This window comes from Pseudomonas sp. F-14 TE3482, from assembly GCF_053629455.1.
In genome coordinates, this window is record NZ_JBRJII010000001.1 from 5,255,391 (window position 1) to 5,267,576 (window position 12,186).

Annotated in this window: 10 protein-coding genes; all 10 read left to right on the plus strand. The window is 60.4% G+C overall.

Translation table 11 applies throughout. The annotated features are described in order from the left end of the window. Positions 1–52 precede the first annotated feature (52 nt). The 10 genes from AB7M26_RS23640 to AB7M26_RS23685 all read left to right on the plus strand — a co-directional run bounded on the left by AB7M26_RS23640 (position 53) and on the right by AB7M26_RS23685 (position 12,132). Positions 53–694, plus strand: coding sequence for a TetR/AcrR family transcriptional regulator (locus AB7M26_RS23640; RefSeq protein ID WP_429386428.1), 642 nt, complete (start codon positions 53–55; stop codon positions 692–694). Between the two features lie 102 nt (positions 695–796). Next, positions 797–2,554, plus strand: a complete 1,758-nt coding sequence (locus tag AB7M26_RS23645; protein WP_123494115.1) for an L-lactate permease — start codon at positions 797–799, stop codon at positions 2,552–2,554. 227 nt (positions 2,555–2,781) lie between these two features. Continuing rightward, positions 2,782–4,155: a glutamine synthetase family protein gene (locus AB7M26_RS23650; protein ID WP_123494113.1), complete on the plus strand. Its 1,374-nt coding sequence runs from the start codon at positions 2,782–2,784 to the stop codon at positions 4,153–4,155. Between the two features lie 7 nt (positions 4,156–4,162). Next, positions 4,163–5,554 carry an aldehyde dehydrogenase family protein gene (locus AB7M26_RS23655; protein ID WP_123494110.1) on the plus strand — a complete coding sequence of 464 codons (1,392 nt, stop codon included), beginning with the start codon at positions 4,163–4,165 and terminating at the stop codon, positions 5,552–5,554. A gap of 3 nt (positions 5,555–5,557) precedes the next feature. Then, entirely contained in the window at positions 5,558–6,718 is a 1,161-nt protein-coding gene (locus AB7M26_RS23660; protein ID WP_123494108.1) for an iron-containing alcohol dehydrogenase, read from the plus strand. 156 nt (positions 6,719–6,874) lie between these two features. Beyond that, the gene (locus AB7M26_RS23665) at positions 6,875–8,440 is read left to right on the plus strand and encodes an amino acid permease (RefSeq protein ID WP_123494106.1); all 1,566 of its coding nucleotides are present in this window, start codon (positions 6,875–6,877) and stop codon (positions 8,438–8,440) included. Between the two features lie 434 nt (positions 8,441–8,874). Continuing rightward, on the plus strand, positions 8,875–9,063 hold the full coding sequence (locus AB7M26_RS23670; protein ID WP_123494104.1) for a DUF1843 domain-containing protein: 189 nt from the start codon (positions 8,875–8,877) through the stop codon (positions 9,061–9,063). Positions 9,064–9,104: 41 nt separating this feature from the next. After that, entirely contained in the window at positions 9,105–9,749 is a 645-nt protein-coding gene (locus AB7M26_RS23675) for a DUF1842 domain-containing protein (protein ID WP_123494102.1), read from the plus strand. Positions 9,750–9,803: 54 nt separating this feature from the next. Next, the gene (locus AB7M26_RS23680; RefSeq protein WP_123494100.1) at positions 9,804–10,385 is read left to right on the plus strand and encodes a DUF1842 domain-containing protein; all 582 of its coding nucleotides are present in this window, start codon (positions 9,804–9,806) and stop codon (positions 10,383–10,385) included. A gap of 277 nt (positions 10,386–10,662) precedes the next feature. Then, positions 10,663–12,132: a GDL motif peptide-associated radical SAM/SPASM maturase gene (locus AB7M26_RS23685; RefSeq protein WP_123494098.1), complete on the plus strand. Its 1,470-nt coding sequence runs from the start codon at positions 10,663–10,665 to the stop codon at positions 12,130–12,132. Positions 12,133–12,186: the final 54 nt, after the last annotated feature.

Genomic DNA, 12,186 nt, shown 5'->3' on the forward strand with positions numbered 1-12,186 from the left:
CTTATATACTCTTGGTAAGTTACGATCAGTAAGCTACTTTTGGTACATAAGCATGTCAAGCAGCGAAACACCTGAGCAGGATTCCAGCCCGCAACCACGTCGCCGGATGTCACGGGAAGAGCGCCAGCGCCAGTTGCTGGATGTCGCCTGGCAGCTGGTTCGAGAGGAAGGCACGGAAGCGTTGACCCTGGGCCGGCTCGCCGAACAGGCGGGGGTGACCAAACCGGTGGTTTACGATCATTTCACCACCCGTCCCGGGTTGCTGGCGGCGCTATATCAGGAGTTCGACGCGCGTCAGACCGCGCTCATGGACGCCGCGCTTCAAACCAGTGAACCGACGCTGGCGAGCAAGGCAATGGTCATCGCGTCTTCATATGTTGATTGCGTTCTTCTCCAGGGCCGCGAGATACCCGGCGTGATCGCGGCGTTGACCAGCTCGCCCGAGCTGGAAAAGATCAAGCGCGAGTACGAAGCGATCTTCATGGACAAGTGCCGCAACGCCCTTCTCCCCTTTGCCGGAACGGGTGAAATCGCGCCAGCGAGTCTTCGGGCGATGCTCGGTGCAGCCGAGGCGCTGTCCCATGCCGCCGCGGCTGGCGAGATCACGCCAGTGCAGGCACAGGAGGAACTTTTCGCAACAATCGTGGCGATGGTCGAAAGGAGCGCACGCCTCGGGGTCGGCCTCGAAACCTGAACGGCTGGCCCCGCCAGGACAGCAGCGTAATGCCACCTATACTCCAAACCACCTTCCCCCACGGGGGGCTGCGCTACCAACAATAAAAAGCAGAGGTGGAACATGGTCTGGCAGCAAATCTACGACCCTTTCGATAATCCCATGCTATCAACCATCATGGCGGCGGTGCCGGTGGTGGTGATGCTGGCCTCCCTGGCGTTTTTCCACATCAAGGCGCATCTGGCGGCGTTGTTGGCCCTGGGCTCGGCCTTGTTGATTGCGATTTTTGCCTTCGGCATGCCGGCGAACATGGCAGGCTCGGCCGCGCTTTACGGCGCCGCCAACGGTCTGCTGCCGATTGGCTGGATCGTGCTCAACATCATCTTCCTGCACCGGCTGACCACCGAGAACGGCTCGTTCAAAGTGCTGCAAGACTCCCTGGCGCGCATCACTGACGATCGACGTCTGCAACTGCTGCTGATTGCCTTCTGCTTCGGCGCTTTCTTCGAAGGAGCCGCCGGTTTCGGCACCCCCGTGGCGGTGACCGGGGCCATTCTGATCGGGCTGGGCTTTTCGCCCCTGGCCGCGTCTGGCCTGGCATTGATCGCCAATACTGCACCCGTGGCATTCGGCGCCCTGGGCACGCCCATCATCACCCTGGCCAAAGTGACCGGGCTGGATGAAATGGAGCTGTCGATGATGGTCGGCCGGCAACTGCCATTTTTCTCGGTGATCGTCCCATTCTGGCTGATCTGGGCCTTCGCCGGCTGGCGCAAGATGCTGGAAATCTGGCCGGCGATCCTGGTCGCCGGGGTCAGCTTCGCCATACCGCAATTTCTTGTGTCCAACTACCACGGGCCGATGCTGGTGGATGTAATCGCCGCGCTGATTTCCATGGCCTGCCTGACCGGTTTCCTGAAGGTCTGGAAGCCGGTCACTGTGTATACCTCCGCCGCGTTGTCAGGCCGGGCCGACGACTCCAGAGTAGAGCCTGACCCGGACGAGAAGCCCAGCGCGACCTTTGCCAGCGATGCAAAACCTGCCGTGATGCGGGCATGGTTGCCGTGGATCATCCTCACGGTTTTCGTCTTTGCCTGGGGCACCCAAAGCTTCAAAAACCTGTTCGATACCCGCCCGGCGATAGATCCGCAAACAAGCTCCGCCAAGCTCGATCCTCAGGGTAAGCCAATGCGCGAGGCGAACCCGATCTTTGCCCCGACCTTGACCTTCACCACCATTCACCAACAGATCGAAAAGGTCCCGCCCGTGGTGCCCGTGGCTAAAACCGAGGACGCGGTCTACAAGTTCAACTGGTTCACCAGCACCGGCAGCGGCATCTTGCTGGCGGCAATCCTTGGCGGGCTGCTGATGGGCTATTCCATCCCGCAGCTGCTGCACCATTATTTGCGAACGCTGTGGGTGGTGCGCTACTCGCTCATTACAATTGTGGCCATGCTTGCCCTGGGCTTCCTGACCCGCTACTCGGGCCTGGACGCCACGATGGGGCTGGCCTTCGCCGCAACGGGCATTTTCTACCCCATGTTCGGCACGTTGCTCGGCTGGCTGGGTGTTGCCCTGACCGGCTCGGACACGGCTTCCAACGTACTGTTCGGCGGCTTGCAACGGGTAACGGCCGAGCAGTTGGGCCTGAGCCCGGTCTTGATGGCGGCGGCCAACAGTTCCGGCGGGGTCATGGGCAAGATGGTCGACGCCCAGTCGATCGTGGTCGCGTCCACCGCCACCCGCTGGTACGGCCATGAAGGGGAAATCCTGCGCTACGTGTTTTTCCACTCCGTTGTGCTGGCGATTCTGGTCGGCGGGCTGGTGACGTTGCAGGCCTATGTGGCGCCGTTCAGTCATATGGTGGTGGGCGGGAATTAACCCAGGCGAGCGCTGTTAACCATGGCCCGGCAACGCAACCCGGGCCATGGCTCACGCCAGATAACCGCCGTTCACATCAGGCCGAAACTTGCGCATGGCAACAGTAGGCTAAGCTTTCAGCAGCTCATTGCTCACGATGCTCGATTCTGCAGGGTTTGGTTTTTTCTGGAGAGCGTCAGCAACAGCTACTTCAGACAGGCCCAAACCTTTCACGCAGGATTGACGTGATGACCGAGCCCCTCCTCAGCTTTGATGCACTCAAGCGCGCCGCTGCCTCTGGCGAAATCGATACCGTGTTGGTTTGCATGGTCGACATGCAAGGACGACTGGTTGGCAAGCGATTCCAGGTCGAGTTTTTCATCGACAGCGGCCATGAAGAAACCCACTGCTGCAATTACCTGCTGGCTGACGACATCGACATGGAACCGGTGCCGGGTTACGCCGCTGCCAGCTGGAGCAAAGGCTATGGCGACTTTGTACTGAAACCCGACATGGCCACCTTGCGTCGCGTGCCCTGGCTGGAATGCACAGCGCTGGTGCTCTGCGACGTGCTCGATCATCACCACCGGCGCGACCTGCCGCACAGCCCGCGGGCGATTCTGAAAAAGCAGGTCGAGCGCCTGCGCGAACGTGGCTATACCGGCATGTTCGCCTCGGAGCTGGAGTTCTATCTGTTCGACGAGAGCTATGAGGCGATCCACGAGCGCAACTACCACAAGCCGAAGACCGCCGGCCACTACATCGAGGATTACAACATCCTCCAGACCACCCGCGAGGAGCCGGTACTGCGGGCGATTCGCAAGCATCTGCAGGCCTCCGGCATTCCGGTGGAAAACTCCAAGGGTGAATGGGGGCCGGGGCAGGAAGAGATCAACATCCGTTATGCCGACGCGCTGACCATGGCCGATCACCATGTGATCATCAAACACGCCTGCAAAGAGATCGCGCAACTGCAAGGCAAGGCGATCACGTTCATGGCCAAGTGGCGCTATGACGCCGCCGGTTCCAGCAGTCATGTGCACAACTCGCTATGGGACAAGAATGCCAAGAAGCCGCTGTTCTTTGATCCCAAGGCCGAGTTCGGCATGTCGAAGCTGATGCGTTCCTGGGTGGCCGGGCAGCTCAAATACGCCAACGACATCACCTGTTTTCTTGCGCCCTATATCAATTCGTACAAGCGCTTTCAGGCCGGCACCTTCGCGCCGACGCGGGCCGTATGGAGTCGGGACAATCGCACCGCAGGCTTTCGCTTGTGCGCGGAAGGCAGCAAGGCCATCCGTATCGAATGCCGCATCGGCGGTGCCGACCTCAACCCCTATCTGGCCTTCGCCGCCTTGATCGCTGCGGGCCTGGCCGGTATCGACGAGAAACTCAACCTGGCGCCGCCCTTCGAAGGCGATGCCTACGTCGACGAGCACTTGCCTGAGGTGTCGAAAACCCTGCGCGAAGCCTGCGCCGCGCTCAAGGCCTCGAGCATGTTGCGCGAGGCGTTCGGTGATGAAGTGATCGACCACTACGTGCACACCGCCGAGTGGGAACAGAAAGAGTACGACCGGCGCATCACCGACTGGGAACTGCAGCGCGGCTTCGAGCGCTATTGAGCACGCCATGACTGAGATCGTTCAACTCATCTCCCCGGTCGATGGCCGGGTCTACGCCGAACGCCGCCGTGCCGATGCGGCGCAGCTCGACCAGGCTCTGACGGCGGCCGCAGCCGCCCAGGCGCAATGGCAGCGCCGACCACTGAGCGAACGCGCCGCGTTTTGCAGCGCCGCCGTGGACGCGATGCTGGCGATGAAGGCCGAGATCGTGCCAGAGCTGGCCTGGCAGATGGGCCGCCCGATACGCTTCGGTGCCGGCGAGCTTCGCGGTTTCGAAGAACGTGCGCGGCACATGATCGCCATTGCACCTGAAGCGTTGGCAGCGATTGAACCTGCGCCTGTCGCCGGTTTTCGGCGCTGTATCAAACGCGAGCCGTTGGGTACGGTGCTGGTCGTCGCACCGTGGAATTACCCCTATCTGACGGCGGTGAATACGATCATCCCGGCGCTGATGGCCGGCAACAGCGTGATCCTCAAACACGCCACACAAACGCTGCTGGTGGGCGAGCGTTTCGCCGAGGCCTTTCGCCGCGCCCATCTGCCCGAAGGCCTGTTCCACAACGTGCTGCTCGATCATCAGCAGACTGCCGCGGTCATCGCTTCAGGACGCGTGCAGCAGATGAACTTCACCGGCTCGGTTGACGCCGGCAAAGCCATGGAAAGCGCCGCCACTGGAAGCTTCCTCGGCGTGGGCCTGGAACTTGGCGGCAAAGATCCGGCCTACGTCCGGGCAGACGCCAATCTTGAGCATGCGGTGGAAAACCTGGTGGACGGCAGCTTCTTCAACTCCGGGCAAAGCTGCTGCGCCGTCGAGCGTATCTATGTCGATGAAAAAATTTACCCGGCCTTTGTCGAGCGCTTCGTCGCCTTGACCCGCCAATACGTACTCGGCAACCCGCTGGACGAAGCCACCACCCTCGGCCCCCTGATCACACCGAGCGCCGCTGAATTCGTTCGCGGGCAGATCGCCGATGCGCTGGCACAAGGGGCCAGGGCATTGATCGTTCCACAGGACTTTCCCGCCGACGTGCCGGGCAGCGCCTACCTCGCGCCGCAGGTACTGGTGGACGTCACCCATCAAATGTCGGTGATGCGCGAGGAAAGTTTTGGCCCGGTGGTCGGCATCATGCCGGTGGCCAGCGACGACGAAGCCATCGCCTTGATGAACGACAGCGAGTTCGGGCTCAGCGCTTCTATCTGGACCCAGGATCTCGCCGCCGCCGAACGCATCGGCGACGAGATCGCCACCGGCACCGTGTTCATGAACCGCTGCGATTATCTGGACCCGGCCCTGGCCTGGACCGGGGTGAAAAACAGCGGGCGCGGCGTCACGCTGTCGCGCCTTGGCTATGAACACCTGACCCGCGCGAAATCCTTCCATCTGCGCCACGAGATCTGAGCCATGAGCCTGACCGCGAACTGGAACTACCCCACGAGCATCCGCTTCGGCGTTGGCCGCATCGCCGAACTGGCCGAGGTCTGCCGCAGCCAAGGGATCCAGCGACCGTTGCTGGTCACCGACAGCGGCCTGGCGCGTGCCCCGATCACCACCGCGGCGCTGGAATCCTTGCGCGCTGCCGGCCTTGGTGTAGCGCTGTTTTGCGACCTCAAGCCGAATCCGATCGAAGCCAATCTGGCAGGAGGACTCGACGCCTGGCGCGCCGGCAAACACGATGGCGTGGTCGCCTTCGGCGGTGGCAGTGGCCTGGACATGGGCAAGCTCATCGCGTTCATGAGTGGCCAGACCCGACCGGTTTGGGATTTTGAAGACATCGGCGACTACTGGACACGCGCCGACGAAAGCAGCATCGCCCCGGTCATTGCGGTGCCGACCACCGCCGGCACCGGTTCCGAGGTGGGCCGTGCGGCGGTGATCATCGACGAGCGTACGCACACCAAACGCATCATCTTTCACCCGAAAATGATGCCGCGGGTGGTCATCAGCGACCCGGCCCTCACCGTCGGCATGCCGGCAAAAGTCACCGCTGGCACCGGCATGGATGCGTTTGCCCATTGCCTGGAATCGTACTGCGCTCCCGGCTTTCATCCGATGGCCGAAGGCATTGCGGTGGAAGGCATGCGCCTGGTGGCCAATGCGCTGGTACGCGCCGTACATACTCCCTCCGATCTCGACGCGCGTGCGCAAATGCTGGCGGCTGCGGCGATGGGCGCTACCGCTTTCCAGAAAGGCCTGGGTGGCATGCACGCACTCGCCCATCCAGTGGGCGCTCTGTACGACACCCACCACGGCATGACCAATGCCACGTTCATGCCCTATGTGCTCAAGTTCAACCGCCCGGCCATCGAGGAACGCATCACCCGCCTGGCGGCTTATTTGCGCCTGCCCTCCCCGGGCTTCGACAGCTTTCTGGCCTTCGTCCTCAAGCTGCGCAAAGACATCGGCGTGCCGCATACGCTGTTTGAACTGGGGGTGGATGACAAGCAGGCCGATTTGATCGCGGACATGGCGATTGTCGACCCCTGCGCCGGCGGCAACCCGTTGCCGTTGACACGAACTGGCGCGGCAGAAATTTTCGACGCGGCGTTCCACGGCCGTCTCTAGAGCAATCGTCTGTCCATGGCCAACGTGTGAGCACGCGACCTGGATGGATTTCAACCGTTAGAGGCAGGAGCAGTACGACAGGGGGTTGAAGACGAACCCATTCGGCACGCACCACGCGGATGGATGTGGATCAAAACCTGAACAAGAGCACACGTTATGAGTCCAGTAAGCCAACCTGGCGCCACCGCGCCACAAGACGACGACATCAAGGTGTTGCACAGCATGGGCTATGCCCAGCAGCTTTCGCGACGCATGGGCGTTTTCTCCAACTTTGCCATTTCCTTTTCGATCATTTGCATCCTCTCGGGTGGCATCAACTCGCTGGCACAGGGCACCTCGGGTGCAGGCGGTGCAGCCATCGGTATCGGCTGGCCACTGGGCTGCCTGATCTCCGGGGTTTTCGCCATGGCCATGGCACAGATTTCCTCGGCCTTCCCCACCGCTGGCGGCCTTTATCACTGGGGCTCGATTCTCGGCAACCGCTTCACCGGCTGGCTGACGGCCTGGTTCAACCTGTTGGGGTTGATCACGGTGCTCGGCGCGATCAACGTCGGTACCTATTACTTCTTTTTCGGTGCCTTCGGTCCGGCCCTGGGAATGGAAGACACCATCACCACACGGATTACTTTCCTGGCGATCCTGACCGGCCTCCAGGCCTTGTGTAACCACTTCGGCATCGGCCTGACCGCAAAACTCACCGACTTCTCGGGCTACCTGATCTTCGCCACGGCGCTCGCGCTGACCATCGTCTGCCTGATCGCCGCACCCAGCTATGAGTTCGCCCGACTGGTGACCTTCAGCAACTATTCCGGCGAGGCTGGCGGCAACGTCTGGCCACAGGTGTCGAACAGCTGGATTTTCATGCTCGGCCTGCTCTTGCCGATCTACACCATCACCGGCTATGACGCCTCGGCGCATACCTCCGAAGAAACCCATCAGGCATCCGTGTCGGTACCGGTCGGGATGGTCAGCTCGGTGGCCTGGTCGCTGCTGTTCGGCTGGGTGATGCTCTGCTCGTTTGTACTGATGCTGCCAAGCATGGACGAAGCGGCGAAGCAGGGTTGGAATGTGTTCTTCTGGGCGATGGACACTCAGGTGAACCCGGCGATCAAGATGGCGCTTTACCTGGCCATTTTCATCTCGCAGGTTCTCTGCGGGCTGGCGACCGTGACCTCGGTTTCGCGCATGATCTTCGCGTTTTCCCGTGACGGCGGCCTGCCCTTCTCCAAAGCATTGGCCTCAGTCTCACCGACCCATCGCAGCCCCGTGCCAGCGATCTGGACCGGTGCCACGCTCGCGGTGTTGTTCGTGTGGGGATCGTCCCTGGTATCGATCGGCGAAACGCCGGTTTACACGATCGTGGTCTCCTGCACGGTGATCTTCCTGTTCTTCTCTTTCATCATTCCCATCGTGCTGGGCCTGTTTACCTACGGGACTGCGAAGTGGCCGACCATGGGGCCGTGGAACATGGGGCGCGGGTTTTACTCATTGTTCGCCATCCTCTCCATCCTTTCGATGGTGCTGATCTTTGTCATCGGCATCCAGCCACCGAACGATTGGGCGCTGTACATCACGCTCGGTTTTCTGATTCTGACGGCGATTGTCTGGTTCGCCTTTGAAGCCCGGCGCTTCCAGGGCCCACCCGTAGGCGACATGATCATCAAGCGTCAGGCAGAAATTGCAGCGGTTGAAGAAGCGTTGAACAAACAGGCTGGGAGCTGATTGCCATAGCCATGAACAGCGGGAGGGCTGAACGCTAATGCCAGTCAGTTAAGCGATCCATGTAGGAGCGGGCTTGCTCGCGAAAGCGGTGTATCAGGCGACGCCACTATTGACTGTGCCGCCGTCTTCGCGAGCAAGCCCGCACAGGTTCCGCATGCTTAACGGCCACAGCCCTCCCCGCCGGTTACCTGGCTTGATTTTTCAAATACGAATAATGGCGATAAGGAACTTGAAGCTTATGAAGAAGTAACTGAACAGTGTTGCCTTCATCGCCAATCTTAATATTGAACACACGCCTTCTAACCCATCGCGATTAATAAAATAATATAAAAAAATTACTCTTCCATTGCCCATTGCATATTTATCCGCGCCTGCTTAACTGCAAAAACTGCTGATCACGGCAGTGCCCGCAAAACACCACGGAAGGAATCGTTATGAGCAGTTCAACTCGCCATAGCATGCCCCCCTATGGGGTGGCCATACAAAGCGCGATCAAGGCAGGCGACCTGCCGCAAATGAAGACGCTATTGAAACAACGCGATGCATCCACACCAGAAAACAAAGAGCTAAGTAACGCTTACGAGCAGCTGGCCAAGGAAGTCGCACGCCTGGAAAAGCACTAACAGCTATTTCCGCTCCCCTTATTGCAATGGAGGCAATAACCATGTCTGGTTCTAATCAGCAACTTGTCGGTTTGTTCCCGCTCGGCTACCGAATTGGTACTTCGATGCCGGGTGCACAAAGTCTGGCACTCAATCTCCTGGTCTTTACCCCTGATGAGACTGTAATCGGCACCGCTGCAATCACTCAGGCGACCAACCCGCCGCTGGATGTGCATTCCGATGTCTGGGGCGAATACACCTACCTGACGGTCATGTCACCCGGCGTCAGCAAAATCCTGATCACCGCCCAAGGCAATCACGGCGGCTCGGGCTCCAATTCCATCGTGAATTTCAAGTTGCGACTGGTGGTGGGCACCGACTGGAAAGAAGGGGTCGCCAACTACTCGTACTTGAATGGTCAGCAGTGGGTCGAGGTCAACAATGCTCCCGCCCACCTCATTGAGGCTGTGCCGTCCCACGTTTCCCCACTGCCGTTGGAACCCAGCCCGGTGATTCCGCCGGAGTCATCGTATCCGCCAATCATGCCGCTGTACGCCGCACCGATTCAAAGTGCAATGGCCAGTGGTGACCTGGCCCAGATGAAAAACCTGTCGCGCCTGGCCCAGCAGCAACTGGATCAGCAACCCCAACTGCAGACGGCGCTTGAAACGGCCAAGGAAGAAATCAGCCGGCAGGAACGCCGCTGACTCGACCACGAAACATGCCCGACTTGTCTTGAACACAAATAAGGGAGTAGCACCATGTCAATCGGACTTTTTCATACCCGCCTCAACATCAGCAGTCACCTGCTGGGCGCACCGGTTTTAACCCTCGATTTGCTGGTGGATACCGCAAAGAAAAAAGTCAGCGGGATTGCGAGTATTTTCCAAAGCACCTACCCACCCCTCAACTTCCGTGCCCGTGTATGGGGTGAGTACTCCGAGGCCAAACTGGTGCCGACGGCGGAGAACCACATCATCCTCACCCTGGCCGGCAGCCCGAGCGGCCCTCTCAGCCAGATTGCCCAGACCTTCGGTTTGAAGGGCATTTTAGGCGGCGATTGGGCGAGCGGTTATGCCGACTACAAGTACGAGAATCAGGGCCAATGGCATTACGTGAAACACGCAGCGGTCAGCCAGGCTCCCGTTATTGTGCGCCCAGAGCATCCGCACCATGCGGTGCCGCTCTACGCCGTCGCGGTACAGCAAGCGCAAACCAGCGGTGACTTGGCGCAACTGAAGGCCGTGGTCAGCCAGGGTGAACAGCAACTGGCTCACAGCGGTGCGCTGCGCAACGCACTGGACCAGTTGAACGTTGAAATCGCCCGGCTGGAGGCTCGCTAACCCGCACCCGGTAATGCCAGTCAGGCAAGCACAATCCATGTGGGAGCGAGCTTGCTCGCGAAAGCGGTGTGTCAGGCAACATCAACATTGACTGTGACGCCGTCTTCGCGGGCAAGTCGAATCGTCGCACCGCCGCTCCCACAGGGTTCCGCGCTTAACTGACTGGTCCGGCTCACTTCAACAACAAAAGGTAAATCCGGTCGCGCCACTGCCCCAAGGAAGGCGCGAACACTTCGATGGATTCGTGCCGCGCACGCGTTGTGCGCAAGGATTTCCCATGTCAGACACTCGCCCTGCCCGCTACCTCAGTGAAACCGACCTCAAACGCTACGTGCCCGTGCATGTGGTCTGGGAAATCACCCTGGCCTGCGATCTCAAATGTCTGCATTGCGGCTCACGCGCCGGCCACAGACGACCCGATGAACTGAACACCCGGGAATGCCTGGACGTCATCGATTCCCTGGCCGCCCTCGGCACTCGCGAGATCACCCTGATCGGTGGTGAAGCCTATTTGCGCAAGGACTGGACGCAGCTGATCCAGGCCATCCACGATCACGGCATGTACTGCGCCATACAAACCGGTGGACGCAACCTGACACCGGCGAAAATGCAGGCAGCGGTGGATGCCGGGCTCAATGGCGTGGGGGTTTCACTGGATGGATTGGCCCCGCTGCATGACGCGGTACGCAATGTTCCGGGCTCCTTCGACAAAGCGGTTGATACCCTGCGGCGGGCCAAACAGTCCGGGCTTGCGGTGAGCGTCAACACCCAAATCGGCGCAGCCACGTTGCCCGACTTGCCCGAGTTGATGGACCTGATCATCGGCCTCGGCGCCACTCACTGGCAGATCCAGCTGACGGTCGCGATGGGCAATGCCGTCGATCACCCGGAGCTGTTATTGCAGCCGTATCAGCTGCTGGAAGTGATGCCGTTGCTGGCGCGTCTGTATCGCGAAGGCGTCGACCGCGGTCTGCTGATGAACGTGGGCAACAACATTGGTTACTACGGGCCTTATGAACACATGTGGCGTGGTTTCGGCGACGAGCGCGTGCATTGGAGTGGCTGCGCTGCCGGCCAGACTGTGCTGGCGCTGGAAGCCGACGGCACCGTCAAGGGTTGCCCGTCATTGGCAACCGTGGGGTTTTCGGGCGGCAACGTTCGCAACATGAGCCTGCACGATATCTGGCACTACAGCGAAGGCATGCACTTTGGCCGCCTGCGCGGTGTCGACGACCTGTGGGGTTATTGCCGAAGCTGTTACTACAACGACGTCTGCCGTGGCGGCTGCACCTGGACGTCGCACTCCCTGCTCGGTAAACCCGGCAACAACCCCTACTGCCATTACCGCGCGCTGGACCTGCAAAAACGTGGGCTGCGCGAGCGCATCGTCAAACTCGAGGACGCGGCGAAGACCTCCTTCGCCGTCGGACGTTTTGACCTGATCACCGAACGCATCGACACCGGCGAGACGGTCAGCAGCGTCAGCGACAGCGGCCAGGTGATCAAACTGGCCTGGGCAAACCAGGGCCAGAAATCGCCGGACGAAGGACGTATTCCACCGCAACTGGCGCTGTGTCGCGGTTGCTTGCAGTACATCCATGCGCACGAAGTGACCTGCCCTCACTGCAACGCCGATGTCGCCGCCGCAGAAGCCGTGCACCAGACAGACCGTGCCCGACAGCAAGCGATTATCAACACCCTGACTGGCCTGTTGGGGATGCCGCAAAATACCTTCTTGAGTCAGTGAGAAACCTGTGGCGAGCGAGCTTGCTCGCGCTTGAGTGCGTAGCACTCACCAAAA

What these genes read in the sequence shown, in the direction of transcription:
- AB7M26_RS23640 (WP_429386428.1), top strand. Translation starts at nt 53, where the DNA reads ATGTCAAGCAGCGAAACACCTGAGCAGGATTCCAGCCCGCAACCACGT.
- AB7M26_RS23645 (WP_123494115.1), top strand. Translation starts at nt 797, where the DNA reads ATGGTCTGGCAGCAAATCTACGACCCTTTCGATAATCCCATGCTATCA.
- AB7M26_RS23650 (WP_123494113.1), top strand. Translation starts at nt 2,782, where the DNA reads ATGACCGAGCCCCTCCTCAGCTTTGATGCACTCAAGCGCGCCGCTGCC.
- AB7M26_RS23655 (WP_123494110.1), top strand. Translation starts at nt 4,163, where the DNA reads ATGACTGAGATCGTTCAACTCATCTCCCCGGTCGATGGCCGGGTCTAC.
- AB7M26_RS23660 (WP_123494108.1), top strand. Translation starts at nt 5,558, where the DNA reads ATGAGCCTGACCGCGAACTGGAACTACCCCACGAGCATCCGCTTCGGC.
- AB7M26_RS23665 (WP_123494106.1), top strand. Translation starts at nt 6,875, where the DNA reads ATGAGTCCAGTAAGCCAACCTGGCGCCACCGCGCCACAAGACGACGAC.
- AB7M26_RS23670 (WP_123494104.1), top strand. Translation starts at nt 8,875, where the DNA reads ATGAGCAGTTCAACTCGCCATAGCATGCCCCCCTATGGGGTGGCCATA.
- AB7M26_RS23675 (WP_123494102.1), top strand. Translation starts at nt 9,105, where the DNA reads ATGTCTGGTTCTAATCAGCAACTTGTCGGTTTGTTCCCGCTCGGCTAC.
- AB7M26_RS23680 (WP_123494100.1), top strand. Translation starts at nt 9,804, where the DNA reads ATGTCAATCGGACTTTTTCATACCCGCCTCAACATCAGCAGTCACCTG.
- AB7M26_RS23685 (WP_123494098.1), top strand. Translation starts at nt 10,663, where the DNA reads ATGTCAGACACTCGCCCTGCCCGCTACCTCAGTGAAACCGACCTCAAA.